Annotated in this window: 29 protein-coding genes and 1 other annotated feature; of the genes, 10 read left to right on the forward strand and 19 right to left on the reverse strand. The window is 53.1% G+C overall.

Annotation, left to right across the window (positions count from 1 at the left end; all coding sequences use genetic code 11):
• Positions 1-12 precede the first annotated feature (12 nt).
• The 9 genes from btuC to thrS form a co-directional block, all read right to left on the reverse strand.
• Positions 13-993 carry a vitamin B12 ABC transporter permease BtuC gene (gene btuC / locus AM410_RS21200; RefSeq protein WP_047366468.1) on the reverse strand — a complete coding sequence of 327 codons (981 nt, stop codon included), beginning with the start codon at positions 991-993 and terminating at the stop codon, positions 13-15.
• Between the two features lie 103 nt (positions 994-1,096).
• A complete protein-coding gene (ihfA, locus tag AM410_RS21205; RefSeq protein WP_003857805.1) occupies positions 1,097-1,396 on the reverse strand; it encodes an integration host factor subunit alpha in 300 nt (99 codons plus the stop codon).
• Between the two features lie 4 nt (positions 1,397-1,400).
• Positions 1,401-3,788: a phenylalanine--tRNA ligase subunit beta gene (pheT, locus tag AM410_RS21210; protein ID WP_025204398.1), complete on the reverse strand. Its 2,388-nt coding sequence runs from the start codon at positions 3,786-3,788 to the stop codon at positions 1,401-1,403.
• A gap of 15 nt (positions 3,789-3,803) precedes the next feature.
• Complete coding sequence (pheS, locus tag AM410_RS21215) at positions 3,804-4,787, reverse strand: phenylalanine--tRNA ligase subunit alpha (RefSeq protein WP_020884406.1); 984 nt, start codon at positions 4,785-4,787, stop codon at positions 3,804-3,806.
• A 62-nt stretch (positions 4,788-4,849) separates the two neighbouring features.
• Positions 4,850-4,974, reverse strand: a sequence feature (Phe leader region).
• On the reverse strand, positions 4,925-4,969 hold the full coding sequence (pheM, locus tag AM410_RS21220; RefSeq protein WP_001386830.1) for a pheST operon leader peptide PheM: 45 nt from the start codon (positions 4,967-4,969) through the stop codon (positions 4,925-4,927). (Overlaps the previous feature by 45 nt.)
• A gap of 118 nt (positions 4,975-5,092) precedes the next feature.
• A complete protein-coding gene (gene rplT, locus AM410_RS21225; RefSeq protein ID WP_000124850.1) occupies positions 5,093-5,449 on the reverse strand; it encodes a 50S ribosomal protein L20 in 357 nt (118 codons plus the stop codon).
• Positions 5,450-5,499: 50 nt separating this feature from the next.
• Entirely contained in the window at positions 5,500-5,697 is a 198-nt protein-coding gene (gene rpmI / locus AM410_RS21230) for a 50S ribosomal protein L35 (RefSeq protein ID WP_003030583.1), read from the reverse strand.
• Positions 5,698-5,794: 97 nt separating this feature from the next.
• The gene (gene infC, locus AM410_RS21235) at positions 5,795-6,337 is read right to left on the reverse strand and encodes a translation initiation factor IF-3 (protein WP_023616141.1); all 543 of its coding nucleotides are present in this window, start codon (positions 6,335-6,337) and stop codon (positions 5,795-5,797) included.
• Between the two features lie 3 nt (positions 6,338-6,340).
• Positions 6,341-8,269 (reverse strand): threonine--tRNA ligase, encoded by a 1,929-nt coding sequence (thrS, locus tag AM410_RS21240; RefSeq protein WP_014169692.1) that lies wholly within the window; start codon positions 8,267-8,269, stop codon positions 6,341-6,343.
• A 323-nt stretch (positions 8,270-8,592) separates the two neighbouring features.
• Here thrS and yncL point away from each other — a divergent pair, with 323 nt between their 5' ends.
• Both yncL and yniD read left to right on the forward strand, forming a co-directional pair.
• Positions 8,593-8,685, forward strand: a complete 93-nt coding sequence (gene yncL / locus AM410_RS21245; RefSeq protein ID WP_021241082.1) for a stress response membrane protein YncL — start codon at positions 8,593-8,595, stop codon at positions 8,683-8,685.
• A gap of 99 nt (positions 8,686-8,784) precedes the next feature.
• Complete coding sequence (gene yniD / locus AM410_RS21250; protein ID WP_008500658.1) at positions 8,785-8,892, forward strand: small membrane protein YniD; 108 nt, start codon at positions 8,785-8,787, stop codon at positions 8,890-8,892.
• A gap of 198 nt (positions 8,893-9,090) precedes the next feature.
• Here the strand turns inward: yniD and AM410_RS21255 are convergent, their stop codons facing one another.
• Positions 9,091-9,324, reverse strand: a complete 234-nt coding sequence (locus tag AM410_RS21255) for a hypothetical protein (RefSeq protein WP_108648427.1) — start codon at positions 9,322-9,324, stop codon at positions 9,091-9,093.
• Positions 9,325-9,596: 272 nt separating this feature from the next.
• Positions 9,597-10,355: a DUF481 domain-containing protein gene (locus AM410_RS21260; RefSeq protein ID WP_025204400.1), complete on the reverse strand. Its 759-nt coding sequence runs from the start codon at positions 10,353-10,355 to the stop codon at positions 9,597-9,599.
• Between the two features lie 295 nt (positions 10,356-10,650).
• Here AM410_RS21260 and pfkB point away from each other — a divergent pair, with 295 nt between their 5' ends.
• From pfkB to AM410_RS21275, 3 genes are all read left to right on the forward strand, one after another.
• Positions 10,651-11,583, forward strand: coding sequence for a 6-phosphofructokinase II (pfkB, locus tag AM410_RS21265; protein ID WP_032681207.1), 933 nt, complete (start codon positions 10,651-10,653; stop codon positions 11,581-11,583).
• 105 nt (positions 11,584-11,688) lie between these two features.
• Positions 11,689-11,979 (forward strand): type V toxin-antitoxin system endoribonuclease antitoxin GhoS, encoded by a 291-nt coding sequence (gene ghoS, locus AM410_RS21270; protein ID WP_050736661.1) that lies wholly within the window; start codon positions 11,689-11,691, stop codon positions 11,977-11,979.
• Positions 11,980-12,084: 105 nt separating this feature from the next.
• Positions 12,085-12,945: a fructosamine kinase family protein gene (locus tag AM410_RS21275; RefSeq protein ID WP_014169687.1), complete on the forward strand. Its 861-nt coding sequence runs from the start codon at positions 12,085-12,087 to the stop codon at positions 12,943-12,945.
• Positions 12,946-12,981: 36 nt separating this feature from the next.
• Here the strand turns inward: AM410_RS21275 and AM410_RS21280 are convergent, their stop codons facing one another.
• Entirely contained in the window at positions 12,982-13,518 is a 537-nt protein-coding gene (locus AM410_RS21280) for a YniB family protein (RefSeq protein WP_014169686.1), read from the reverse strand.
• A 148-nt stretch (positions 13,519-13,666) separates the two neighbouring features.
• On the opposite strand from AM410_RS21280, the gene hxpB reads away from it, so the two are divergent.
• The 4 genes from hxpB (at position 13,667) to AM410_RS21300 (ending at position 17,433) form a co-directional block, all read left to right on the forward strand.
• Entirely contained in the window at positions 13,667-14,338 is a 672-nt protein-coding gene (gene hxpB / locus AM410_RS21285) for a hexitol phosphatase HxpB (RefSeq protein WP_086532653.1), read from the forward strand.
• Positions 14,339-14,468: 130 nt separating this feature from the next.
• Complete coding sequence (kduD, locus tag AM410_RS21290) at positions 14,469-15,230, forward strand: 2-dehydro-3-deoxy-D-gluconate 5-dehydrogenase KduD (protein ID WP_014169683.1); 762 nt, start codon at positions 14,469-14,471, stop codon at positions 15,228-15,230.
• A 93-nt stretch (positions 15,231-15,323) separates the two neighbouring features.
• A complete protein-coding gene (locus tag AM410_RS21295; RefSeq protein WP_020884412.1) occupies positions 15,324-15,914 on the forward strand; it encodes a metal-dependent hydrolase in 591 nt (196 codons plus the stop codon).
• Positions 15,915-16,041: 127 nt separating this feature from the next.
• Entirely contained in the window at positions 16,042-17,433 is a 1,392-nt protein-coding gene (locus tag AM410_RS21300) for an L-cystine transporter (RefSeq protein WP_014169681.1), read from the forward strand.
• Positions 17,434-17,481: 48 nt separating this feature from the next.
• On the opposite strand, the gene cedA is transcribed toward AM410_RS21300, so the two are convergent.
• Positions 17,482-17,736, reverse strand: a complete 255-nt coding sequence (cedA, locus tag AM410_RS21305; protein WP_071605472.1) for a cell division activator CedA — start codon at positions 17,734-17,736, stop codon at positions 17,482-17,484.
• A gap of 187 nt (positions 17,737-17,923) precedes the next feature.
• On the opposite strand from cedA, the gene katE reads away from it, so the two are divergent.
• A complete protein-coding gene (gene katE, locus AM410_RS21310; RefSeq protein WP_014169679.1) occupies positions 17,924-20,173 on the forward strand; it encodes a catalase HPII in 2,250 nt (749 codons plus the stop codon).
• Positions 20,174-20,258: 85 nt separating this feature from the next.
• Here the strand turns inward: katE and chbG are convergent, their stop codons facing one another.
• From chbG to chbB, 6 genes are all read right to left on the reverse strand, one after another.
• Positions 20,259-21,017, reverse strand: a complete 759-nt coding sequence (chbG, locus tag AM410_RS21315) for a chitin disaccharide deacetylase (protein ID WP_032677967.1) — start codon at positions 21,015-21,017, stop codon at positions 20,259-20,261.
• 11 nt (positions 21,018-21,028) lie between these two features.
• Positions 21,029-22,384, reverse strand: coding sequence for a 6-phospho-beta-glucosidase (locus AM410_RS21320; RefSeq protein ID WP_025204406.1), 1,356 nt, complete (start codon positions 22,382-22,384; stop codon positions 21,029-21,031).
• Between the two features lie 110 nt (positions 22,385-22,494).
• Complete coding sequence (gene chbR, locus AM410_RS21325) at positions 22,495-23,334, reverse strand: transcriptional regulator ChbR (RefSeq protein ID WP_014169676.1); 840 nt, start codon at positions 23,332-23,334, stop codon at positions 22,495-22,497.
• 8 nt (positions 23,335-23,342) lie between these two features.
• Positions 23,343-23,690: a PTS N,N'-diacetylchitobiose transporter subunit IIA gene (gene chbA, locus AM410_RS21330; RefSeq protein ID WP_020884417.1), complete on the reverse strand. Its 348-nt coding sequence runs from the start codon at positions 23,688-23,690 to the stop codon at positions 23,343-23,345.
• A gap of 47 nt (positions 23,691-23,737) precedes the next feature.
• Positions 23,738-25,096, reverse strand: coding sequence for a PTS N,N'-diacetylchitobiose transporter subunit IIC (gene chbC, locus AM410_RS21335; protein ID WP_014169674.1), 1,359 nt, complete (start codon positions 25,094-25,096; stop codon positions 23,738-23,740).
• A 79-nt stretch (positions 25,097-25,175) separates the two neighbouring features.
• Positions 25,176-25,493, reverse strand: a complete 318-nt coding sequence (gene chbB / locus AM410_RS21340) for a PTS N,N'-diacetylchitobiose transporter subunit IIB (protein WP_008500676.1) — start codon at positions 25,491-25,493, stop codon at positions 25,176-25,178.
• Positions 25,494-25,622: the final 129 nt, after the last annotated feature.

Genomic DNA, 25,622 nt, shown 5'->3' on the forward strand with positions numbered 1-25,622 from the left:
ACGGGTAGTGATTTAACGTCCGGATTTTAATAGTAGCCAGATAAATACCGGCGCGCCCAGCGTGGCGGTCACCACGCCTATTGGCAGCTCAGCGGCTGTCAGGGCGAGCCGGGCGATGATATCCGCCACCAGTAGCGTTACCGCCCCGGCAACCGCCGAGGCCGGCAGTAAGGTTCGATGGTCGGTGATCCCGCACAGACGCAGCATGTGCGGGATAACCAGCCCAATAAAGCCAATCGCCCCGGCCAGTGCCACGCTCACACCAACCAGCCAGCCAATGGCAATGACCAGCACGTTACGCCAGAAGCCTATCGGCATGCCAAGCTGGCGGGCCGAGGTTTCCCCCAGCGCGAGAATATTCAGCGGCTGTGCCTGCAGGCCTGCCCACAGCAAGACCGGTATCAGCAGTGCCATCAGCCAGCCCTGGCGCCAGTCTACGCCCCCGAAGCCGCCCATCATCCAGTACATCAACTGACGCAAGTCAAAGGACGTGGAGAAGTACACCGCCCAGGTCATCAGTGCGCTACAGATGATCCCCAGAGCCACCCCGGCAAGCAGCAGCCGGCTGGTTGATAAGTGCCGTCTGGCAAAGCGCAAAAGGATTACCGTTATCAGCAACGCGCCGATAATGGCGCTGAGGCTAATCCCCCATGAGGAGAGTTCCCCCCCGCCCAACATCACCGCCGCCACCAGCCCTACGCCCGCGCCATTCGACACGCCGAGCAGCCCGGGCTCCGCCAGCGGGTTATCAAATAATGCCTGCATAATGGTGCCGCACAGTGCCAGCGCGGCGCCCACCAGGATCACCGCCAGCGTGCGCGGCAGACGGATTTGCCAGACGAAAAGCTGCCCCTCAGGCCCAAACCAGTGTTCAGGCCCTATCCACTGTTCCCCGGCGCACAGGCTGACGCCTGCGGTAACAATGAGCAGCAGCACGAGCAAAAGCAGGTGTCGTTGATCTAAACGGTGCTGGCGATGGGCATAATCAAGCATGGACATGGTTTTAGTAGCGTGTGATGTAATTGATTTTACGGCGGGTTTGCCAGAGAGCGCAAAGAAAAAAGGCCGCGTGAGCGGCCTTTTTAGTTAGTTCATATTACTCTGCTTTGGGCGTTGCGTTTTCGACACGGCTTTTTAACTTCTGGCCGGGTCTGAAGGTCACCACGCGGCGGGCTGTAATCGGAATATCTTCCCCCGTCTTCGGGTTACGGCCCGGACGTTGGTTTTTGTCACGCAAATCAAAATTGCCAAAACCGGAGAGTTTTACCTGCTCACCATTTTCCAGAGCACGACGGATCTCTTCGAAAAACAGCTCTACCAGCTCTTTGGCATCTCGTTTGCTAAGCCCAAGCTTATCAAACAGATATTCTGACATTTCAGCTTTTGTAAGCGCCATAGGTTCAATCCCTCAATGATGCCTGGAATCGCTCTTTTAATGCCTCTACACATTTGGCGACGGTAGCGGCAATCTCCTCTTCTTCGAGTGTACGGCTGGTATCCTGAAGGATAAGGCTAATAGCGAGGCTCTTGAAACCTTCTGCTACGCCCTTGCCGCGGTACACGTCAAATAAGTTTACGCCAACTACCTGATTTACGCCAACTTTCTTACATTCGGCCAAAATATCTGCTGCGGGCACATTTTCCGCGACCACAACCGCGATATCACGGCGGTTTGCCGGGAAGCGTGAGACGTCGCGGGCCTGAGGAATGACGCGGTCTGCAACCGGGCTCCATTCCAGCTCGAACACGATGGTACGGCCGTTCAGGTCCAGCTTGCGCTCCAGCTCAGGATGAACAACGCCAATGAAACCAATGCGTTTGCCGTCTAAATAGATAGCCGCGCTCTGGCCTGGATGCAGCGCAGGGATCGCTTCTGCACGGAATTCAATTTCAGATAATTTACCGGTCAGATCGAGAATTGCTTCCAGATCTCCCTTCATATCGTAGAAATCAACCGTGCCTTTTGCCAGGTCCCAGTGCTCTTCGTAACGGTTACCGCTGATGGCACCAGCCAGCATGAGATCCTGACGGATGCCTAAATTTGCCTGATTATCCGGTACAAAGCGTAAACCACTTTCGAAAATTCGCACGCGGTTTTGCTGACGATTCTGGTTGTAAACGATAGTCCCCAGCAGACCGGTCCACAGGGACAGGCGCATCGCGGACATTTCGCTGGAGATTGGGCTTGGCAGGATCAGCGCTTCCTGGCCCGGATGGATCATCTGCTGCAGTTTTGGATCAACAAAGCTGTAGGTGATCACTTCCTGATAGCCTTTGTCGTTCAGCATGGTTTTCACACGCTTAAGAGACAAATCTGCTTCACGGTGGCTTCCCATCACCAGACCCGCCTGAACAGGCTCATCCGGGATGTTGTTGTAGCCGTATACGCGAGCCACTTCTTCCACCAGATCTTCTTCGATCTCCATGTCGAAACGCCAAGATGGCGCAACGGCTTTCCACTCGTCCTGCCCTTCGGTCACGTCACAACCCAGGCGGCGAAGGATATCGCTGACCTGTGCGTCAGCAACATGGTGACCAATCAGACGATCCAGCTTGCTACGACGCAGGGTAATGGTCGCACGCTTCGGCAACGTCGCTTCGTGGGTGACGTCGATAACCGGGCCCGCTTCACCGCCGCAGATGTCGATCAGCAGACGCGTCGCACGCTCCATCGCTTTGTGCTGCAGTGCCGGATCGACGCCACGCTCATAACGGTGAGAGGCATCGGTATGCAGGCCGTGACGACGTGCGCGACCGGTGATAGAGAGCGGGCTGAAAAACGCACACTCCAGCAGAACGTTTTGCGTTTCATCATTTACACCGGAGTGTTCGCCACCGAAGATACCGCCCATCGCCAGCGCTTTAACGTGGTCCGCGATCACCAGCGTATCAGCATTCAGTTTTGCTTCGCTACCGTCGAGCAGAACCAGGGTTTCGCCCTCTTTCGCCATACGCACCACAATACCGCCTTCGATACGATCTTTATCGAACGCGTGCATCGGCTGACCCAGCTCCAGCAGAACATAGTTGGTCACGTCAACGACGGCGTCGATAGAACGAATACCGCAGCGACGCAGCTTCTCTTTCATCCACAGCGGGGTTGGCGCTTTTACGTTGATGCCTTTCACCACACGACCAAGGTAGCGTGGGCACGCATCAGCGGCTTCAACCTGAATCGGCAGTGTGTCACTGATGGTAGCGTCAACCGGTACGATTTCCGGTACGTTCAGTTCAGTCTGGTTCAGCACGGCCACATCGCGGGCCACGCCGATAATGCCTAAGCAGTCCGCACGGTTTGGCGTCACGCTGATTTCAATGGTGTTGTCATCAAGTTTCAGGTATTCGCGGATGTCGGTACCAATAGGCGCATCAAGCGGCAGCTCAATGATGCCATTGTGATCGTCGGAAATACCCAGCTCAGAGAACGAACACAGCATGCCTTCAGACGGCTCACCGCGCAGTTTCGCTGCTTTAATTTTAAAATCGCCCGGCAGTACAGCCCCCACGGTCGCCACGGCCACTTTCAGGCCCTGACGGCAGTTTGGCGCGCCGCAGACGATATCCAGCAGGCGATCGCCGCCTACGTTAACTTTTGTCACACGCAGCTTGTCAGCGTTAGGGTGCTGACCGCACTCAACCACTTCGCCCACAACGACGCCATTGAAAGCGCCAGAAACCGGCTCAACACCGTCAACTTCCAGACCCGCCATGGTGATCTGGTTGGAAAGCGCTTCGCTATCAAGCGTGGTGTTCACCCATTCGCGTAACCACAGTTCACTGAATTTCATTGTTCTGTCCTGCCCTTATTTAAACTGTTTGAGGAAACGCAGATCGTTTTCGAAGAATGCACGCAAATCGGTCACGCCATAGCGCAGCATTGTCAGACGCTCCATGCCCATACCGAACGCAAAGCCGGAGTAGACTTCTGGATCGATACCCACGTTGCGCAGAACGTTTGGATGCACCATGCCGCAGCCCAGCACTTCCAGCCATTTGCCGTTTTTACCCATCACGTCAACTTCCGCAGACGGTTCAGTGAACGGGAAGTAGGACGGACGGAAACGAACCTGCAGGTCTTCCTCAAAGAAGTTGTTCAGGAAATCGTGCAGCGTACCTTTCAGGTTGGTAAAGCTGATGTTCTTATCAACAATCAGGCCTTCCATCTGATGGAACATCGGGGTATGGGTCTGATCGTAGTCGTTACGGTACACGCGGCCCGGTGCGATGATGCGGATCGGGGGCTCCTGTTCCTTCATGGTACGGATCTGAACGCCCGAGGTCTGAGTACGCAGCAGACGGGTGGCGTCGAACCAGAAAGTGTCGTGGTCAGCACGTGCCGGATGATGGCCTGGAATGTTGAGGGCGTCGAAGTTGTGGTAATCATCTTCGATTTCCGGGCCAGTCGCCACGGTAAAGCCGAGCTCACCGAAGAAACTTTCAATGCGATCAATGGTGCGGGTAACCGGATGCAGGCCACCGTTTTCAATACGGCGACCCGGCAGGGAGACATCGATAGTTTCTGCCGCCAGACGCGCATTCAGCACCGCGCTTTCCAGCTCAGCTTTGCGCGCGTTCAGTGCCTGTTGCACCTGCTCTTTGGCTTCGTTAATGACCGCACCCGCTGCCGGGCGTTCCTCTGGCGGCAGTTCACGCAGGGTTGTCATTTGAAGGGTCAAATGCCCTTTCTTACCGAGATATTCGACGCGGACATTGTCTAACGCGGCAACATCTGAGGCCTGATTAATGGCGGCTGTTGCACTGGCAACCAGCTCTGCGAGATGTGACATGATTTTCCTCATTATGTCGGTGCAGACACCGATTTGGTGGAGTTATTCTCTCGAATTTAGACACAAAAAAAGCCTCCATCAGGAGGCTTATCTGGCGCTGTTTTTCGTTTCATCTTTCACGCGCTAGCCTCCTGAATTCAGGTGCTAAAGTAAAAGAAGAAGCGGAAAATAGCAGCATTCATGCTTGCGTTACCTTGTGTGGTAAAAAACCGTTAAGACCTTATTGAAAAGGTTGCACGGGTAAAAGTCAATCTTCTGATGGTGTTAAATGAAAAGAGGGAGCGAAGCCCCCTCTTTCAACTGGCTTATGCCAGTGCTGCTTTCGCTTTTTCGACCAGAGCGGTGAACGCTACTTTGTCGAATACTGCGATGTCAGCCAGGATCTTACGGTCGATTTCAACAGAGGCTTTTTTCAGGCCGTTGATGAATTTGCTGTAAGAAATACCGTTCTGACGTGCTGCTGCGTTGATACGCGCAATCCACAGTTGACGGAACTGACGCTTACGTTGACGACGGTCACGGTAAGCGTACTGACCTGCTTTGATAACAGCCTGGAAGGCAACGCGGTATACGCGTGAACGCGCACCGTAGTAGCCTTTAGCTTGTTTCAAAATTTTCTTGTGACGTGCACGTGCAATTACACCACGTTTTACGCGAGCCATATGTGCTCTCCTGTATCTATATTCTTAGTAAAAAATTAAACGTTAACGGCTTATGCGTACGGCAGGCACGCGATAACCAGACCCAGATCGCCTTTAGAAACAAGGCCTTTTGGACGCAGGTGACGTTTACGCTTAGTAGATTTTTTGGTCAGAATATGACGCAGGTTTGCGTGCTTACGCTTAAATCCACCACCACCGGTTTTTTTGAAGCGCTTAGCAGCACCGCGTACGGTCTTAATTTTTGGCATCTTAATTACTTCCACTTCGCATTGTTAAATAAACGAAACATAGGCGAACAAAACCTATGAGACCCGAAGGCTCCACAGGTTTTGCTGCTTGAAGGCCTTACTGTTTCTTCTTAGGAGCGAGCACCATGATCATCTGGCGGCCTTCGATCTTCGTAGGGAAGGATTCGACTACTGCCAGTTCACTCAGATCGTCACGGACGCGGTTAAGCACTTCCATACCAATCTGTTGGTGGGCCATCTCACGACCGCGGAAACGCAGTGTGATCTTGGCCTTATCGCCATCTTCCAGAAAGCGAATCAGGCTGCGGAGTTTTACCTGATAATCGCCATCGTCGGTACCAGGACGGAATTTAATTTCCTTAACCTGGATAACTTTTTGCTTTTTCTTCTGTTCCTTAGAAGACTTACTCTTTTCATAAAGGAACTTGCCGTAGTCCATGATACGACAAACTGGCGGTTCGGCGTTAGGGCTGATTTCAACTAAATCTACTCCAGCTTCTTCAGCCTTTTCGATCGCTTCTCTCAGACTCACAATCCCCAGCTGCTCGCCTTCCAGACCTGTTAAGCGAACTTCCTGGGCGCGAATCTCGCCATTGATACGATTCGGACGTGCCGTTTGAACTCGTTTTCCGCCTTTAATACCTTATTCCTCCAGTTGTTGAAGACTGCGGCTGCGAATCTCTTGTTGCAGCTTCTCAATCACTTCACTTACGTCCAGGCTCCCCAGGTCTTTACCACGGCGGGTGCGAACGGCAACTTTGCCTGCTTCCACCTCTTTATCACCACAGACCAACATATACGGGACACGACGTAAAGTGTGCTCGCGGATTTTAAAGCCAATCTTCTCATTTCTCAAGTCTGCTTTTACGCGAATGCCCGCATTTTGTAGTTTCTGCGTCAATTCTTTAACGTATTCAGCCTGAGAATCGGTAATGTTCATCACCACGACCTGCACTGGCGCAAGCCAGGTTGGGAAGAAGCCGGCAAACTCTTCAGTCAGGATGCCGATGAAGCGCTCCAGAGAACCGAGGATTGCACGGTGAATCATAACCGGTACCTGACGTTCGTTATCTTCGCCAACATAAGAGGCGCTTAAACGCTGCGGCAGGGAGAAGTCCAGCTGTACAGTACCGCACTGCCATGCGCGATCGAGGCAGTCATACAGGGTAAATTCAATTTTCGGACCGTAGAATGCGCCCTCGCCCAGCTGGTATTCGAACGGAATACCGTTCTCTTCCAGCGCCACGGCGAGATCCGCTTCTGCGCGATCCCAGGTCTCATCGCTACCGATACGTTTTTCCGGACGCGTTGAGAGTTTGACAACGATCTTCTCGAAGCCAAAGGTGCTGTACATATCGTAGACCATACGAATACAGGCGTTAACTTCATCACGAACCTGATCTTCAGTACAGAAGATATGCGCATCATCCTGAGTAAAGCCACGAACACGCATCAGACCGTGCAATGCACCTGATGGCTCGTTACGGTGGCAGCTACCGAACTCTGCCATACGCAGCGGCAGATCGCGGTAGGATTTCAGACCCTGGTTGAAGATCTGAACGTGGCCAGGGCAGTTCATTGGCTTAATGCAGTATTCACGGTTCTCAGAAGAGGTGGTGAACATCGCATCTTTGTAGTTGTCCCAGTGGCCGGTTTTTTCCCACAGCACACGGTCCATCATGAACGGGCCTTTCACTTCCTGATACTGGTACTCTTTCAGCTTGGAGCGTACGAACGTTTCCAGTTCACGGAAGATAGTCCAGCCGTCATTGTGCCAGAACACCATACCCGGCGCTTCTTCCTGCATGTGGTACAGGTCAAGCTGCTTACCGATTTTACGGTGGTCACGTTTAGCCGCCTCTTCCAGGCGCTGCAGGTAGGCGTTAAGGGCTTTTTTATCGGCCCACGCGGTACCATAGATACGCTGCAACATCTTGTTGTTGCTATCGCCACGCCAGTAGGCGCCCGCGATTTTCATCAGCTTAAAGTGATGACAGAAGCGCATGTTCGGCACGTGCGGACCACGGCACATGTCGACGTATTCTTCGTGATGGTACAAGCCAGGCTTGTCATCATGAGAGATGTTTTCATCAAGAATAGAGACTTTATAGCTCTCACCACGCTTCACGAAGGTTTCACGCGCTTCGTGCCAGCTGACTTTCTTCTTAATGACGTCATAGTTAGTTTCGGCGAGCTCGTGCATACGTTTTTCGAGCGCGTCGATATCTTCCTGAGTCAGGGTATGGTCAAGATCAACGTCATAGTAGAAACCGTTGTCGATAACCGGACCGATCGCCATTTTGGTGTTCGGCCACAGCTGTTTGATCGCATGACCTAACAGGTGCGCGCAGGAGTGACGAATGATCTCCAGACCTTCTTCGTCTTTCGCTGTGATGATAGACAGCTGCGCATCGCTTTCAATCAGGTCAGATGCATCAACCAGCTCACCATTAACACGGCCAGCGATGGTTGCTTTCGCGAGTCCAGGACCAATGTCCAGGGCAACATCCATTGGGCTTACAGCGTGGTCGTAATGGCGTTGGCTGCCATCAGGAAGAGTAATTACAGGCATTTTATATCCTTATTTGCAGTGATGCCCCACACATAAGAGCATATACAAAGAAAATAATCGTGATTTGACAATAGATTACGACACCATCTGACCAACAATCGTCAAATTGGCTCGCGATCATTCACCCACCGAAAATCAGATAAATGCGGATTTACGGCAAGCCCTGCAATGGTAACACTAACAAAAGAGAGATTGCACCCTTTGCTGGCAGATTGCTGCGCTGGCACTTTCGCATGAATTTGCAGGGCGCATATCTCCGGTGCTCGCATTCCAGAGATGCTGGGCTACTCTTGAACAAGTCTTTAAACCCAAAGGTGCATACCATGAACGTATCAAGTAGAACGGTTGTGATATTGAACATCCTTTCAGCCACCGGTTTATTGTTGATTCTTGCAGAACGATTCCACTGGTTCTAACCGAACCGGAAGCAGGCATAACCTGATTCACCACTGGAGAAGGGGCATTTCCCCGCCCTGTTTGGTAGACTGTTCGCATCAACTTACAAGGATCAGGTTATGCCAACAAAACGATTTGCCGTAAAACACTGGAAAATGGTACTGGTGCTGATTGCCATCTGCGGCGCAATGCTGCTTCTGCGTTGGGCGGCAATGATTTGGGGCTGAACGTGGATATAAATAACTGCGCAGGGAATAACGTCGTTATCCGTAATAACATTTCGCGGACATCCGCCGCCAGGACGAAATACGGACGATAGGTTTACGTCAAATAGGTTTACCGCGAAAAAACCGGTACCACAAAATCCGGTTTTTTTGGCGCGTTGAATTAGCGTTTAAACGTCAATAACAACACGGCAAAACCCATCAGGACCATTCACCTGCAACCAGTTTATGGACGTCAAAAGCATCATTCATAGACTGGCCGGTGGACTGAGAGGCTGGCGCGATGTTAGACCCGGCTTCAACGTCAGCGGCTTTCGCAATGCCGATTTGGCTGCGGGCGTCACTGGCTGTGGGGGTGGTTTCATCAGCAGCAAATACGCCAAAAGACAGTGCGGAAAGCACCATCGCGGCTGCGGCAGTTTTGATTTTTTTCATAATGTTTTTTCTCTTTCTACATTTAATACTAATAATGCTAAATTCCTTAAGGCCGAATTCTGCCCGTGCTAAGAGTGTAGATCCAGATCACACTTTTGCCTAGCCTGTTACGTTATCAATTCGTGTCAAATAAGCCGCAAATTAATGAAAATGCATTATGAAGAAATGATGGAGATATCAGCAGACCAGATATTTCAAAACAGTGTTTAATATAAAACAGCACAGTTTCAAAAAATAAAAAACGGGCCGATAGCGTAATCGGCCCGAGAATATTACATTTTATAACCCAGTGAAACCGTGGTTCTGCGGTCGGTATGATCCGGAGCAGAATCAGGAGGAGAAGAGTTCCAGGTGACGTTGTAGGCCACTTTCAGGCCAAAGTGTTCGTTGATGGCCACGTTCAGCGCTGTTTCTGAGTTCAGCGTCGTATCGTCGGCACCAAACACAGACACCCCCTGGGTAAATTTGGTGTTGTCAGTCATCTGCCAGGCATAGGTGCCGGAAGCGTAACCGAGCGGTTGAGTTTTGGTTTCGCCGTCGGTGTACTCGTCGTAGCGCACACCTGGACCGAATTCAAAACGTAAACTGTGTACCGGACCGTTCAGGAACTGACGACCATAACCGGCAGTGAACACATCACGCTGGCGATAGCCGTTGTAACGGTCAGTTAACCAGCTGGCCTGACCAAACAGATAGTCAAAGTCGGTCATGTTGTAACGGCTACGTCCGCCAACCGCATATTTCTCGGAAGAACGTTCGTCATTCGCGGAGGTGTTACTGGCATTTCCCCACAGAGACCAGGCGGTGGTATTACCGTACCAGGTCAGCGTACTGTCCGCCGTGAGAGAGGAGCTTTTCGTGTTACCGGATTGTGCAAGATAGCCAGCGTTCAGGTTACCTTCAAACGGTTTTTGCGCGGTGGCTGGATCGTCCATGACAGTAAAAACGGAATCATCTGCGGTCGCGTTCATTGCAGCAAACACGCCACCCGCCAGCATCAGTGCAGCGGGTACTGTCTTCAAAAGCTTCATTTTATTAAGGAGTCCGTACAACAAAAAAAGAGACCACACGGTCCCGGAAACTTTCTTGAGGATCAATGACAAGGCGTCCAGAGAAAGGTAACAAATTATAAAAAGCCGCAAATAACATAGCAATGATTTCTTATTTCATTTTTTGAATAAGAACGATCTCAAAAAGCGTTTTATTTTATATAAGCCGCAGCAGACTTTATGTCAGTATTCATATTTAAAATCATACTGTTATTTACATTGCCTTCCTGACAAATGGTGCCAGACTAAAAGGAACCCACGCTAAAAGGAGGTAATGATGGTTTCTATCTACACCCTGACGCTCTCCCCTTCCCTCGACTCCGCCACCCTGACGCCCCAGATTTACCCGGAAGGTAAATTGCGCTGCAGCGCCCCGGTGTTTGAGCCCGGCGGCGGCGGTATCAATGTGGCGCGAGCCATAACGCACCTCGGTGGAAAGGCGACAGCAATTTTCCCCGCAGGCGGCGCGACCGGTGAGCACCTGGTCTCTCTGCTGGCCGATGAACAGGTGGCCTCGCAGACCGTCGAGGCCAAAGACTGGACGCGGCAAAACCTGCATGTGCACGTGGAGTCCAGCGGCGAGCAATACCGTTTCGTCATGCCTGGTGCAAAACTCAGTGAAGATGAGTTTCGTCAGCTTGAAGAGAAGGTGCTGGCCATTGAGAGCGGTGCTCTGCTGGTGATAAGCGGCAGCCTGCCGCCCGGTGTCAGCACGGAAAAACTGACGGCGCTGATTCGGGCCGCGCAGCAACGCGGTATCCGCTGCATTGTCGACAGCAGCGGCGAGGCGCTGCAGGCAGCCCTGACGCCAGGCAATCTTGAGCTGGTTAAACCCAACCAGAAAGAGTTAAGCGCGCTGGTGAACCGCGAGCTGAACCAGCCGGACGATGTCCTCACCGCCGCGCAGGAGCTGGTTCACAGCGGCAAAGCGCGACGGGTTGTGGTCTCCCTTGGCCCGCAGGGTGCCCTGGCCGTGGACGAAACCGGGTCCGTTCAGGTTGTCCCGCCGCCGATGAAAAGCCAGAGTACCGTGGGCGCAGGTGATAGCATGGTTGGAGCGATGACCCTGAAACTGGCCCAGGGTGCTTCATTACTGGAGATGACACGCTACGGCGTCGCAGCGGGTAGCGCTGCCACCATCAACCAGGGCACACGTCTCTGTTCGCTTAGCGACACGCAAAAAATCGTCGATTACCTGTCCCGAAATTAATCCCCCTTTTCCCCTTCTCTGTGAAGGGGAAATACGCGCCATAGTCGCCAAACGCAGCCTATCGACTATGCTAAGAAAACTTCCAAGATAACAATGAGGTGAATTATGAGCAGTGGTGACATCACCCGCTACGTCGTTACCATCAACATTCATCAAGCGTCGCTGACCGAGCTTAATGAGCTCAACAACGCCTTTACCCGGGCTAATTTCCTGCTCACACTCACGGATGACGAGGGCAATATCCATGATTTAGGCACCCTGACGTTTGGCCTGATCAGCGCCCTGAGTAAAGAAGAGGTTCACGCTCTGGCGGCCAGTCTGGTCGAAAGCGTGACCGACAAAGCGGCAGAAATTGATCTTGATACCTGGGAAAACTGGCAGAAAAAAGAACAATAAGTGCCCTGCATGAATTTAAACCGCTCAGGTGTGCGTTAGTTCGTATTTTTTTACCGCAATTATGCGCTAACTTTATGATCTGGCAGACAACATGGGAGAGACAACATGTGGCAGGCTATCAGTCATCTTTTAAGTGAGCAACTGGGTGAAGGTGAAATTGAACTGCGGAACGAACTGCCAGGCGGAGAAATCCACGCCGCATGGCACTTACGCTACGCCGGGCGCGATCTCTTTGTTAAATGCGATGAGCGAGAGCTGCTTCCGATTTTCACCGCCGAAGCCGACCAGCTGGAACTGTTGTCGCGCAGTAAAACGGTGACGGTCCCGCAGGTCTGGGCCGTGGGCAGCGACCGCGACTACAGTTTTCTGGTCATGGAATTTCTTCCTGCCCGCCCGTTAGACGCCCATAACGCCTTCATTCTCGGCCAACAGTTAGCGCGACTGCATCAATGGAGCGACCAGCCGCAGTTTGGTCTCGATTTTGACAACGACCTCTCCACCACCCCACAACCCAATGCCTGGCAACGCCGCTGGTCGACATTCTTTGCTGAGCAACGCATTGGCTGGCAGCTGGAACTGGCTGCGGAGAAAGGTCTGGAGTTTGGCAATATCGATGCCATCGTCGAACACATTCAGCAGCGTCTGGCATCCCACCAGCCTCAGCCGTCTCTGCTGCACGGCGATCTGTGGTCAGATAACTGCGCGCTGGGTCCTGACGGCCCCTATATCTTCGACCCGGCCTGTTACTGGGGCGACAGGGAGTGTGACCTGGCGATGCTGCCACTGCACCCTGAGCAACCGCCGCAAATTTACGACGGGTACCAGTCCGTGCTGCCTCTGCCGCAGGGTTTTCTTGAGCGCCAGCCGGTGTATCAGCTCTACACACTGATGAACCGCGCCATTCTGTTTGGCGGAGAGCATCTGGTCAATGCCCAGAGGGCACTTGAACGTGTGCTTGCCGCGTAATGGCGGGACGGGTGGCTATGTCGCCACCCTTATCGGTTACAGGAATCCCAACAGCGAAAAGAAGAAATAACCCGCCACGATGATAATGACTGGCAGGATATACAGCGGGAAAATTTGCAGGAAAATGGTGTGACGCGGCACAACAATGCGGGACTCAATCTGCTCGCGGCTCATCCCTTCCGGGCCTTTCGCCTGTTCGAGAATCATCTGGTCTTCCACACCTTCGCGTAAAAAGCGCGTCTGACGGCTCATGCGTGCGCCAGAGGCCTGCAACGCCATACCAATAAAAATCAGCGCGTAGATCACCCAAAACCCGAGATTCAACTGCTGATGAAAATTCGGCGTCGGCGAATTGAACCAAAAGACATTCAGAAACGGCGTGTTAAAACGCATCATTTCAATCATGACATGAGCAAAATCAAGCATTACCGCATTAATACCTGGCTGTTTTTCACTGTGATCGTACATAAATTTGAGCACAGAGATCAGCGTCGAAATGACGGCTGGAATAAAAATTACCCAGCCAGCAATACGTTTTAAGACAGCAATGCGTCCAGCTTGTTGATACGTCATCAGTTCCCCTTCATAAAGACGCGTTATTTCTGCCTAAGTCTACCTGCTGACCATCATTTTCGCCCGCTCTTTAAAGGCAATATGCTAAATTGCAGAGTGCACTTAGCATTTATCGTCTGTCGTACACCCTGGATAAGGAGACGTTGTGATGTCGACACCGCGCCAGATTCTTGCCGCAATTTTTGACATGGATGGATTACTGATCGATTCCGAACCGTTGTGGGATCGCGCCGAACTGGACGTTATCGCCAGCCTGGGCGTTGATATCAGCCGCCGTAATGAACTTCCGGATACGCTTGGTCTGCGCATCGATATGGTGGTGGACCTGTGGTATGCCCAGCAGCCGTGGGTGGGACCCGATCGCGACGAAGTGACCGCGCGCATTATCAGCCGCGCCATCTCACTGGTGGAAGAGAGCAAGCCCCTGCTGCCCGGCGTGCGTGAAGCCGTCGCGCTGTGTAAAGCGCAGGGGTTGAGAGTTGGCCTGGCGTCAGCTTCACCGCTGCATATGCTGGAAAAAGTACTGACCATGTTTGAGCTGCGCGACAGCTTCGACGCGCTGGCCTCAGCGGAAACGTTGCCATACAGCAAGCCGCACCCGCAGGTCTATCTCGACTGTGCCGCTAAGCTCGGTCTTGATCCCCTCTGCTGTGTCGCGCTGGAAGATTCCGTTAACGGAATGGTGGCCTCGAAGGCCGCGCGCATGCGCTCGATTGTTGTTCCCGCGGAGGAAGGCCGACACGATCCCCGTTTTGCCCTTGCCGACGTGAAGCTGAACTCACTGGTTGAGCTGACGGCGCAGCACCTGCGCGGCGAGTAACCCGCCCTTTTCAGGCAGCGTCAGGCTGCCTGCTTTAAAAACAAAACATCGTTTCATTTTGTTTGCTTTTCTTATCCCCCGCTTCTATCCTTAGCGTCAGAATGACAATAACCTTACTTCTGAGGCGCGTATGATACTGGATAACTTCACTCTGTCAGGAAAAGTGGCCATCGTCACCGGATGCGATACCGGTCTGGGACAAGCCATGGCCATTGCGCTGGCGCAGGCGGGATGCGACATCGTGGGTGTTAACCGCAAAGCGCCGGAGGAAACGGCTGCATGCATTAGCGCACTCGGAAGGCGGTTCAGGGCGATTCGGGCCGACCTCAGTCAGCAGGAGAGTCTTCAGAACGTTGTTGACAGCGCGGTGGCTGAGATGGGGCGAGTCGATATTCTGGTGAACAATGCCGGGACCATACGCCGTGAAGATGCTCTCGCGTTCAGCGAAAAGGACTGGGACGACGTCATCAACCTGAATCTGAAATCGCTTTTTTTCCTCTCCCAGGCCGTGGCTAAACAGTTTATTGCGCAGGGACAGGGCGGGAAAATCATTAATATCGCCTCGATGCTCTCATTCCAGGGTGGCATCCGCGTGCCCTCTTACACCGCGTCCAAAAGCGGCGTGTTGGGGATCACGCGTCTGCTGGCGAATGAATGGGCGACACACGGCATCAATGTTAATGCCATCGCGCCGGGCTATATGGCGACCAACAACACTCAGCAACTGCGGGATGATCAGCAGCGCAGCCAGGAGATCCTCGACCGGATACCTGCCGGGCGCTGGGGAGTTCCGGAAGACCTGCAGGGACCGGTGGTCTTTTTAGCCTCCGCCGCCTCGGATTACGTGAACGGTCATACGTTAGCCGTCGACGGGGGCTGGCTGGCGCGCTAGGCGCGTTTGTGACATACAGTTACACCGTCACCTCTTTCGTCTACTGTATAAAAACCCTATACTGTATGAATTGACAGTTTTGTGGGTTTTATCATGACGGCGGAAGGCCATCTGCTTTTTTCCATTGCGTGCGCAGTTTTTGCCAAAAACGCTGAACTTACCCCTGTGCTCGCACAGGGGGACTGGTGGCATATTGTCCCGTCCGCCGTGTTGACCTGTCTGCTGCCCGATATCGACCATCCAAAATCGTTCCTGGGACAGCGGCTAAAGTGGATATCAAAACCCATCGCCCGCGCGTTTGGTCACCGTGGGTTTACCCACAGCCTGCTGGCCGTATTCGGCCTGCTCACCCTGTTCTATTTAAAAGTCCCTGAGAGCTGGATAGTGCCCGCCGATGCTATCCAGGGAATGGTGCTGGGTTATTTAAGCCATATCCTTGCCGATATGCTGACGCCTGCGGGCGTGCCGCTGCTCTGGCCATGCCGCTGGCGTTTCCGTTTGCCCATTCTTGCGCCGCAGAAAGGTAATCAGCTTGAGCGTGTGTTGTGTATGGCGCTCTTTGCCTACGCCGTCTGGATGCCGCAAACCTTGCCCGAAAACAGTGCAGTGCGCTGGTCATCCCAGATGATCAATTCGCTGCAATTTCAGTTCAATCGTTTCATTAATCACCAGATTGAACACTAAGCACACAAATTATTTCCATTTGTCATAACCCATTCCATTTGGATATAAGCGCCACATCACACTTCTGATAACCTTGCGCCAACAGGATCGGTAAAAACCGACCGTATAATAAATCAGGAGAACGGGGATGAATTTTCCACTCATCGCGAACATTGTGGTGTTCGTTGTATTGCTATTGCTTCTCGCGCAAGCGCGCCACAAACAGTGGAGCCTCGCGAAGAAAGTGCTGGTTGGTCTGGCCATGGGTGTCGTGTTTGGTCTGGCGTTGCAGGCTATTTACGGCTCCGATAATCCAGTTCTGAAAGATTCTATTCAGTGGTTCAACATCGTCGGTAACGGCTATGTCCAGCTGCTGCAGATGATCGTTATGCCGCTGGTGTTTGCCTCTATTCTGAGCGCCGTTGCCCGTCTGCATAACGCCACCCAGTTGGGTAAAATCAGCTTCCTGACCATCGGTACGCTGCTGTTTACCACGCTGATTGCAGCTCTGGTCGGTGTGCTGGTCACCAACCTGTTCGGGCTGACCGCTGAAGGTCTGGTCCAGGGTACGGCTGAAACGGCGCGTCTTACGGCGATTCAGACCAACTACGTGGGTAAAGTCGCTGACCTGACGGTGCCACAGATGGTGCTCTCTTTCGTGCCGAAGAACCCGTTTGCTGACCTGACCGGTGCCAGCCCAACCTCCATTATCAGCGTGGTGATCTTTGCGGCCTTCCTCGGTGTGGCGGCGCTGAAGCTGCTGAAAGACGACGCGCCGAAAGGCGAGCGCGTGCTGGTGGCTATCGATACCCTGCAAAGCTGGGTAATGAAGCTGGTCCGTCTGGTGATGCAGTTGACCCCTTACGGTGTTCTGGCGCTGATGACCAAAGTGGTTGCCGGCTCTAACCTGCAGGACATCATTAAGCTGGGTAGCTTCGTCGTCGCCTCTTATCTGGGTCTGGGCATTATGTTCGTGGTGCACGGTATCCTGCTGGGCGTCAATGGCGTTAGCCCGCTGAAATACTTCCGTAAAGTGTGGCCGGTACTGACCTTTGCGTTCACCAGCCGTTCCAGCGCCGCGTCTATTCCGCTGAACGTTGAAGCGCAGACCCGTCGTCTGGGCGTACCGGAATCTATTGCCAGCTTCTCTGCCTCCTTTGGTGCCACCATTGGTCAGAACGGTTGCGCAGGTCTCTACCCTGCAATGCTGGCGGTAATGGTTGCTCCGACCGTGGGTATCAACCCACTGGATCCCGTTTGGATTGCCACGCTGGTCGGGATTGTTACCATCAGCTCCGCAGGCGTTGCGGGTGTTGGCGGTGGCGCAACCTTCGCCGCGCTGATTGTCCTGCCAGCCCTGGGTCTGCCGGTGACGCTGGTTGCCCTGCTGATCTCCGTTGAGCCGCTGATCGACATGGGTCGTACTGCGCTGAACGTGAGCGGTTCCATGACCGCCGGTACGTTGACCAGCCAGTGGCTGAAGCAGACCGATAAAACCATTCTGGAAAGTGAAGACGACGCTGAACTGGCGCACCGTTAATCACGGATGAATAAAAAAAACCGCCTGATGGCGGTTTTTTTTTGGCTGTTATTCTTCAATCTCTTCATCCTGGCGGACCTGGTTCGCCCATCGCTGGGCCGACTCCGGCCCCGAAAACGCGGGTGAACGGCGGAAGTGTTCTCCCATCAGAACAAACGCTACGTATTTACCGCGAAGTTGCCAGACATCACGAAAACCATCCACCTTCAGGGCGTGTTCGGGCGGCGCGGGTTCGACGCGGGGCACGTAGCTAATGACAGGGCGGTTTTGTTGACGAAAAGGTTTCATAAGCGACGGGTTCACTAAAGCACATTCTGGAAGCAGGAAAATTCTATGATAGCCGATCCTCCCCCCACGCGTCGCGCCCTGCATCGCTCTGATAGCGCATTCCTTAACCAGGTCATCTGAAAACTCTTAGTTCGCCCGCCCTTTCGCCACATTGTTCTATAGTTAACAAGGTTTTTAGCAATGGATAAAGGAGAAGCGTGCAATGTCGAACAAAGATAAAACACATCAATCACCCATTCATGGCACTGAAGAATCTCAACCAGGCATGGACTCTCTGGCCCCAGCGGACGGCTCTCACCGCCCGTCCCCCGGCCCTTCCGCACCTGGCGAACAGCCTACCGCGCCGGGAAGTATGAAATCCCCGGATACCGGAAACGAGAAGCTGAAATCCCTTGAGTCCCACCGTAAAGGCGGCGAAGGTTTTGCACTTACCACCAACCAGGGCGTGCGCATTGCTGACGATCAAAACTCGCTGCGTGCGGGAACACGCGGACCGACCCTGCTGGAAGACTTTATTCTGCGGGAAAAAATCACCCATTTTGACCATGAACGTATACCTGAGCGCATCGTTCACGCGCGTGGCTCCGCGGCACACGGCTACTTCCAGCCCTACAAAAGCCTCAAAGAGATAACCAAAGCGGATTTCCTTTCCGATCCGGACAAAATCACACCGGTCTTTGTCCGCTTTTCAACCGTACAGGGCGGCGCGGGTTCGGCAGATACCGTGCGTGATATCCGCGGCTTCGCCACCAAGTTTTATACCGAAGAGGGTATTTTCGATCTCGTCGGTAATAACACCCCGGTGTTCTTCATTCAGGATGCGCATAAATTTCCTGACTTTGTCCATGCGGTAAAACCGGAGCCCCACTGGGCCATACCGCAGGGACAAAGTGCGCATGACACCTTCTGGGATTATGTCTCACTGCAGCCAGAAACGTTACACAACGTGATGTGGGCGATGTCAGACCGGGGCATTCCGCGCAGCTACCGCACGATGGAAGGGTTTGGTATTCATACCTTCAGGATGATCAACGCGGACGGGAAAGCCACATTCGTACGCTTCCACTGGAAGCCTGTGGCGGGCAAAGCCTCGCTGGTCTGGGATGAAGCCCAGAAGCTGACCGGGCGCGATCCGGACTTCCACCGTCGTGAGCTGTGGGAGTCGATTGAAGCCGGTGACTTCCCGGAATATGAACTGGGGTTACAGCTGATCCCGGAAGAGGATGAGTTTAACTTTGATTTCGACCTTCTCGACCCGACAAAGCTGATCCCAGAGGAGCTGGTGCCGGTTCAGCTGGTGGGTAAAATGGTGCTCAACCGTAACCCGGACAACTTCTTTGCCGAAAATGAGCAGGTCGCGTTCCACCCGGGGCATATCGTTCCGGGGCTGGATTTCACGAACGATCCCCTCCTGCAGGGGCGATTGTTCTCCTATACCGATACGCAGATCAGTCGCCTTGGCGGGCCCAACTTCCACGAAATTCCGATTAACCGTCCAACCTGCCCGTACCACAATTTCCAGCGCGACGGGATGCATCGCCAGGATATCGATACCAATCCGGCTAACTATGAGCCGAACTCCATCAACGATAACTGGCCGCGCGAAACGCCGCCGGGACCGAAACGCGGTGGTTTTGAGTCGTACCAGGAGCGCATCGATGGCAATAAAATCCGCGAGCGTAGCCCGTCATTCGGCGAGTATTATGCCCAACCTCGCCTGTTCTGGAACAGCCAGACGCCGATCGAGCAACAGCACATTATCGGCGGCTTTAGCTTTGAACTGAGCAAAGTGGTGCGGACTTACATCCGCGAGCGCGTGGTCGATCAGCTCGCCCATATCGATATTCAGCTTGCCCAGAGCGTGGCGGATAACCTTGGCATTACGCTGACGGATGAGCAACGCAATGCGGCCCCACCGAAAGACGTTAACGGCCTGAAGAAAGATCCGTCCCTGAGTCTGTATGCGGTGCCGGGTGGCTCGATAAAGGGCCGGGTAGTGGCCATTCTGCTGAATGACAACACCCGTGCCAGCGACGTGCTGGGGATTATGCAGGCGCTGAAAACCAAAGGCGTTCACGCCAAACTGCTCTATTCCCGCATGGGGGAAGTGACCGCCGACGACGGTTCAGTGCTGCCGGTTGCGGCCACCTTTGCCGGAGCACCATCGCTCACCGTTGATGCGGTGATTGTGCCGTGCGGCGACATCGACAGTCTGCTGAACAATGGCGATGCGATTTATTATCTGCTGGAAGCCTATAAGCACCTGAAGCCGATCGCCCTGTCCGGCGATGCGCGACAGTTTAAAGCGCACCTGAAGGTGGCTGAGCAAGGTGAAGATGGTATTGTCGAAGGCGATAACGTCGATGATGCGTTTATGACGAAGCTGTTCGATCTGCTCGCAGCGCACCGTGTGTGGTCACGCAGCAGTAAGATTGATCGGATACCAGCATAAGAAAAGCCGGGTCTGGCTTTGCCCGACCCGGCGCTGATTGACATCGTTTACTCAGCCCGGCAGGCACCGCGCCTCCGGGCTATTTTCATACATCCTCAAAGGTGCCCAGACGGTACCCACGCTCGGCAATGGCGTATTTCAGCGATGCCGACGTCAGCACATCCAGTTCCGCCAGTCGCGGCCAGCAGTAGGCACTTTTACGCACAATGTTATCGACAAACGCAGGGTGTGCCATCACTTCCAGCGACCGTTCCCCGCGCGCGGCGGACTCATCCAGCACCTGCAGGAACAGCGCTTCGCTAATCTCGTCGCCGTAGAACGCGCTACTGAATCCGTCCGTTGTGGGCACAGAAGACAATGACAGCCCGTGCAGCGCCTGCACCTCACGATCCACGCGCATTGCCACGCCTTTGCGCTGTGCAAATTCCGCCACTGACGGGAAAAGTGCCGGGATCATATGCACGTGATGATGGCTGTCAATATGCGTGGGTTCACGGCCAAAGAGATCGACGAAACGGTTGAACTGACAGTCCAGCTCGCGGGTAATCTCCTCGAGCGGCAGCGTGCCCTGCTCTGCCTGCTCCCAAATCCATTTGCCCAGCTGTCCGTCCCGCGTCAGTCCTGGCATCGGTGAAAGCGGCATCCCGAGCGTCAATACAAAGTGCATGCCGACGCCCAGCGCTGGCACTTCGCGGCTGAGCTGCGCGGCGTGTTCAACCGCGTCACCATTAACCAGTGCCGTTGTTGAGGTCACCACACCCCGGCGGCAGGCTTCAATAATGCCGTAGTTTTGACCTTTTGAGAGACCAAAATCATCAGCATTGACGATCAGCAGGTTTTCCATCACACATCCTCTCAGTGCTGTTTGAATTTCAGCTTCTCAATCGTGGCGGCAAAATTAGGCAACCATTTTTCATGCGCCAGAATCATTTCGCTGGCCAGTTGCTCGGCATCGCGATCGGAATGGACTAGCGGGCTGAGATTGAGTGCCAGAAGAACGTCATTGAGTTCACCGCTCAGCGCCGCGTTGCTGGCTGCCACTTCAAACCCTTTGATGGTGTGGATCAACCCCATCACTTTGTCGTCAAAGTGGGTAATCCGTGGATGCGGCCTGGCGCCATCACGTCCCAGAATGCAGGTCATCTCAACGGCCCAGTCAGCCGGGATGTTGTCGATATGGCCGTGATGCGGCACATTGACGTAGTGCTCGGCCTGCTTGTCGTTGTAAATGGCGTTGATCACTTCGCACGCCGCATCGGAATAATACGCTCCGCCGCGCAGCTCAAGCTCTTTCGGTTTCACGTTCAGGTTCGGATCTTTATACAAATCAAACAGCTGCTTTTCAACTTTCTGCACCACCTGAGCGCGTGCGCCACCCTTATAGTACTCACCCATCTCGATGGCCAGCATCTCTTTCTGTTTGAAGTAGTAAAGCAGGTATGAGCAAGGCAGCAGATTAAGCGAGCGGATCAGCCCTTCGCTGAACGGCAGGTCAAAGATGTTTTTCACTGACGCAGCGGTCAGGCGTCCGGAGGCTACGCCGTCAAGCAGTTCGCTAAAGCGAGACTGACCATTCACGATGACATCTTTGATAAACACCATGTGGTTCAGGCCAAAGAGATCGATAGAAAGATCGTCGGTATCGGTCAACTCCAGCACATCGCTGATGAACATCTTCATGCCAATCGGAATATTACAGACGCCGATAAAGCGTTTGAAACCGGTGTGGCGATAGACCGCCTCGGTCACCATCCCGGCCGGGTTGGTGAAGTTAATCACCCACGCGTTGGGGCAGATCGCTTCCACATCGTTGATGATGTCAAAAATGACCGGAATGGTACGCAGCCCCTTGAACAGGCCGCCCGCGCCGTTGGTCTCCTGCCCCAGATAGCCGTGGCTCAGTGGAATACGTTCATCCATTTCACGCGCTTTGAGTTGACCGACGCGCAGCTGAGTCGTCACGAAGTCGGCATCCTGCAGCGCCAGGCGACGGTCGAGGGTTTTATGCACGGTCAATGGCACACCGGCTTTCGCGACCATCCGCTTGCAGAGCTCAAAAATGATATTCAGTTTCTCCTGACCTTCCTCAACGTCCACCAGCCATAATTCGCTGACCGGTAATTCATGATAACGTTTCAGGAAACCTTCGAGTAATTCCGGGGTATAACTGCTGCCGCCGCCAATGGTTACGACTTTTAATTTCTTCTGCATAATATCTCCCTTAGCATATCAGGTTAATCGCCTGCAAGGTGTAGCGTACTCTTCCCGCTCTGTGGGCAAGCAATCAAGGCAATATTTGTGGCGGGTAAATCCGCCGAAATTTAATTAATTACCGTCAGGTTCTTCCGGTAACTGTTCGGTGTGAACGAGGTCAATTTCTTAAAAGTCTTAATAAACAAGCTGGGGCTACTGTAGCCTGACTCATAAGCAATATCGGTAACCGAGTAGTTGGTTATTTCCAGCTGTTTTTTAGCAAAATTAATGCGGATTTCATTAATAATTTGCACTGGCGTTTTACGATAATAACGCTGAGTTGCTCGGGTCAGATATTCCTGTGATTTACCGGACAAAGCGACCATATTTTCCAGCGCATTTTCGCTGAACTGCCCTTTATCGTGCATCAGTTCAACCGTACTGCGCAGCCACTGCGGAATATCATCGCTCACCTGCTGCTCTTCACGATGGTGGCGCAGACGGTTCATCACATAAAACGTCACCGTTTCAATAAACTCATCAAATTCATTCTCGCGAAAGTTAAGCGAGGCGATAACCGTTTCAATCCAGGTCATGAACTCGTTTTTGATGCGATAGACCTGCGAGGCCACAAAGCAGAACGGCACCAGCGGCAGATAGTGTTTCTCAAAGAAGCGTCTGCTGACACCTACGTTAAGAATGCGGGTTGCACCAAATTCATAAAAGCTCTGGTGATGGGACCCCATCGGCAGGAAGACGAAATCTCCCCGCTCAAGCAGGACGCGCTTGCCGTTGATTTCCTGGTAGTAGCGACCGGTCAGAACAATCGTGAACTCATAGTAGTCATGCTGATGCAGACCGCTCGCGCTCTCCGTCTTGTTGTAAATAATCACGTGAAAATTTTTGCCATTAAACAGTTGCTGTTCAAGTGCGGTTTTTATTTCCATCGCGCTGACCTCCTGCTGCAAACTCTGCCTTACTGCATCTTCTCGTGAAGCTCAATTAACTCGGCCACCAGTTCACGTGCCAGCATCGACGTCATCAGATGATCCTGCGCATGCACCAGCACCAGACTGACCTTCATCTTGCCTTCACCCTGGTCGCTTTCGATAAGCTTTGTCTGCACCAGGTGCGCTTCGTTCAGCGCCGTACGGGACTGTTCCATCATGGTTTTCGCGGCTGCGAAATCACCCTGCTTGGCCTGTTTGAGCGCGGCATACGCCAGGCTACGCGCCTGCCCGGAATTGATGATAAGCCCCATCACCACCTCTTCCAGATCGTTCTCTGCGGTTTCTTCTGCGACAATACTGTCCAAATCTAACATTTTTAAGCTCCTTTTGGCTGGCGCGGGTTGACCCGCGCCGTGCAATTTTAGAATTTCAGTGCGAGGGCGATATCCTCTTCGCTCTCTTCTTCATCGATAACGGTTGCAGCTTTGTTTGCTATCGCCACGAATGGCATATAGAGCAGTGTTGCAATCCCAAGGTTGAATATCGCCAGCAGGAAGGCAGCCACGCTACCGTTGGTGTTGAAGAACGCCCCCAGACCCGCCGGCATGGTCCACGGCGCAATGTTGGTGACGGGCGGGATAATGCCCAGGTAATAGGCCGTCAGGGTAATGGCCGCCAGCAGTGGCTGAACCAGAATGAACGGAATGAACATTACCGGGTTCATGATGATTGGCAGACCAAACAGAATCGGCTCGTTAATCTGGAAGATGCCTGACGGCAGCGCCAGCTTCGCAACCTGACGATGGTCAGCGCGACGAGAAACAATAAAGACCGCGATGATCAGACCCAGCGTCGCCCCGGTACCCCCCAGGAAGATATAAGAGTCAAGCATCGGCTTCGCCCACACATGGAAGGTTTTACCGGCTGCCAGCGCCGCGTCAACGGAGCCGTACTGCTGGTAAAGTGCAACGTTTTCCAGTGCCCATGGGGTCATAATACCGCTGTCCAGCGCCGCCAGTGCCAGTGAACCATGCACGCCAAAGAACCACAGCAGGGAGGTGAAAATCACATACGCCCAACCGACCACGCTACCCATTGACGCCAGCGGCGTTGAGATAGAGTCCATAATGATCTGGTGGAAGTTAGTGCCCCAATGAGAGAGCGCCCAGGCGATAATCCCCATGATGGAGAGAATAATGAAGCCTGGAATCAACGCGGAAAATGAACGAGAAACGGACGCCGGCACGCTATCCGGTAAACGGATAACCCAGTTGCGACGAATAATAAAGGTGAACATCTCCGCAACCACCAGGCCGATAACGATACCGGAGATGATATTAGCGCCCCCCAGCCAGTTGGCCCCTACGGCATAGGCCTCACCGACGCTGTATGGCGTCACGGTCATAAAGGCGGCAATGGATAATAAACCTGCGGCCAGCGGATCCACTTTCCGCTCTTCCGCCAGTGCCATGCCAATAAAGAAAGGTGCCATCAGCGACATAATACCTAACGTACCGTTATATACGTTGCCGCCGATGGCTTTTAAACCATTAAGGGTTTCAATTGTGGAAGCGTCTAATCGAATTCCTAATGAATAAAAAAAGGAACCTTCACCAAAGCTCAGAAAAACGTTGTTAATTAAAACGAACATTGCCCCAGCCAGCGTCAACGGCATTAATCTAATAAAACCGTTTTTGATGGCATTAACGTGAGGCTGCTTTCCTATTTTAACAGCAAAAGGAAGGAGTACCTTTTCAAGTGAAGCGATGACTTTACTCATAGGAAAATACCCTTAAATGCCGCAACGCAGGTTACGGCGTATTGTGTGTGAAATAACTCTTTGACGGGAAAAATAAAAATTAATTAGCAGCTTTTTTAATTGCTGCAACAGCAGCTTTCAATACACCTAAACCATCAATCTTGCCGTACAATCCCGAATCGATCACTTCGACCGGTTTATTGGGTAACAGACGTTGAATTTCGGGCAACATATAGGCAATTTGCGGCCCCAGTAAAACGACGTCGGCTGTCTGGCCCTTTTCGCCCGCCAGCGTCTCCGGAAACGCTTCGATTACCACCGGGACTTCATACTTCTCAGCCTGAGCACGCATCTTTGACACCAGAAGCGAGGTTGACATGCCTGCTGAGCAGAACAGATAGATATGTTTCTTTTCCATAGTAACTTCCCTCTCGTATGACTACCTGCCATCGCGCTATCACTCGACTCGCTATCCTGGCAGACAGGTAGTTTGCTTACTGTTGTTTGTCGTTGGAGTGAGTATACGCAATGGTACAGACAGGAGATA

It is taken from the genome of Enterobacter cloacae complex sp. FDA-CDC-AR_0164 (assembly GCF_003071645.1).
GTDB lineage: Bacteria > Pseudomonadota > Gammaproteobacteria > Enterobacterales > Enterobacteriaceae > Enterobacter > Enterobacter ludwigii.

What these genes read in the sequence shown, in the direction of transcription:
- hxpB (WP_086532653.1), top strand. Translation starts at nt 13,667, where the DNA reads ATGTCGACACCGCGCCAGATTCTTGCCGCAATTTTTGACATGGATGGA.
- yniD (WP_008500658.1), top strand. Translation starts at nt 8,785, where the DNA reads ATGCCAACAAAACGATTTGCCGTAAAACACTGGAAAATGGTACTGGTG.
- ghoS (WP_050736661.1), top strand. Translation starts at nt 11,689, where the DNA reads ATGAGCAGTGGTGACATCACCCGCTACGTCGTTACCATCAACATTCAT.
- chbG (WP_032677967.1), bottom strand. Translation starts at nt 21,017, where the DNA reads ATGGAAAACCTGCTGATCGTCAATGCTGATGATTTTGGTCTCTCAAAA.
- rpmI (WP_003030583.1), bottom strand. Translation starts at nt 5,697, where the DNA reads ATGCCAAAAATTAAGACCGTACGCGGTGCTGCTAAGCGCTTCAAAAAA.
- pheS (WP_020884406.1), bottom strand. Translation starts at nt 4,787, where the DNA reads ATGTCACATCTCGCAGAGCTGGTTGCCAGTGCAACAGCCGCCATTAAT.
- chbC (WP_014169674.1), bottom strand. Translation starts at nt 25,096, where the DNA reads ATGAGTAAAGTCATCGCTTCACTTGAAAAGGTACTCCTTCCTTTTGCT.
- thrS (WP_014169692.1), bottom strand. Translation starts at nt 8,269, where the DNA reads ATGCCTGTAATTACTCTTCCTGATGGCAGCCAACGCCATTACGACCAC.
- chbA (WP_020884417.1), bottom strand. Translation starts at nt 23,690, where the DNA reads ATGTTAGATTTGGACAGTATTGTCGCAGAAGAAACCGCAGAGAACGAT.
- AM410_RS21300 (WP_014169681.1), top strand. Translation starts at nt 16,042, where the DNA reads ATGAATTTTCCACTCATCGCGAACATTGTGGTGTTCGTTGTATTGCTA.
- yncL (WP_021241082.1), top strand. Translation starts at nt 8,593, where the DNA reads ATGAACGTATCAAGTAGAACGGTTGTGATATTGAACATCCTTTCAGCC.
- AM410_RS21260 (WP_025204400.1), bottom strand. Translation starts at nt 10,355, where the DNA reads ATGAAGCTTTTGAAGACAGTACCCGCTGCACTGATGCTGGCGGGTGGC.
- pfkB (WP_032681207.1), top strand. Translation starts at nt 10,651, where the DNA reads ATGGTTTCTATCTACACCCTGACGCTCTCCCCTTCCCTCGACTCCGCC.
- rplT (WP_000124850.1), bottom strand. Translation starts at nt 5,449, where the DNA reads ATGGCTCGCGTAAAACGTGGTGTAATTGCACGTGCACGTCACAAGAAA.
- katE (WP_014169679.1), top strand. Translation starts at nt 17,924, where the DNA reads ATGTCGAACAAAGATAAAACACATCAATCACCCATTCATGGCACTGAA.
- pheT (WP_025204398.1), bottom strand. Translation starts at nt 3,788, where the DNA reads ATGAAATTCAGTGAACTGTGGTTACGCGAATGGGTGAACACCACGCTT.
- chbB (WP_008500676.1), bottom strand. Translation starts at nt 25,493, where the DNA reads ATGGAAAAGAAACATATCTATCTGTTCTGCTCAGCAGGCATGTCAACC.
- ihfA (WP_003857805.1), bottom strand. Translation starts at nt 1,396, where the DNA reads ATGGCGCTTACAAAAGCTGAAATGTCAGAATATCTGTTTGATAAGCTT.
- btuC (WP_047366468.1), bottom strand. Translation starts at nt 993, where the DNA reads ATGCTTGATTATGCCCATCGCCAGCACCGTTTAGATCAACGACACCTG.
- AM410_RS21280 (WP_014169686.1), bottom strand. Translation starts at nt 13,518, where the DNA reads ATGACGTATCAACAAGCTGGACGCATTGCTGTCTTAAAACGTATTGCT.
- AM410_RS21255 (WP_108648427.1), bottom strand. Translation starts at nt 9,324, where the DNA reads ATGAAAAAAATCAAAACTGCCGCAGCCGCGATGGTGCTTTCCGCACTG.
- AM410_RS21295 (WP_020884412.1), top strand. Translation starts at nt 15,324, where the DNA reads ATGACGGCGGAAGGCCATCTGCTTTTTTCCATTGCGTGCGCAGTTTTT.
- AM410_RS21275 (WP_014169687.1), top strand. Translation starts at nt 12,085, where the DNA reads ATGTGGCAGGCTATCAGTCATCTTTTAAGTGAGCAACTGGGTGAAGGT.
- kduD (WP_014169683.1), top strand. Translation starts at nt 14,469, where the DNA reads ATGATACTGGATAACTTCACTCTGTCAGGAAAAGTGGCCATCGTCACC.
- AM410_RS21320 (WP_025204406.1), bottom strand. Translation starts at nt 22,384, where the DNA reads ATGCAGAAGAAATTAAAAGTCGTAACCATTGGCGGCGGCAGCAGTTAT.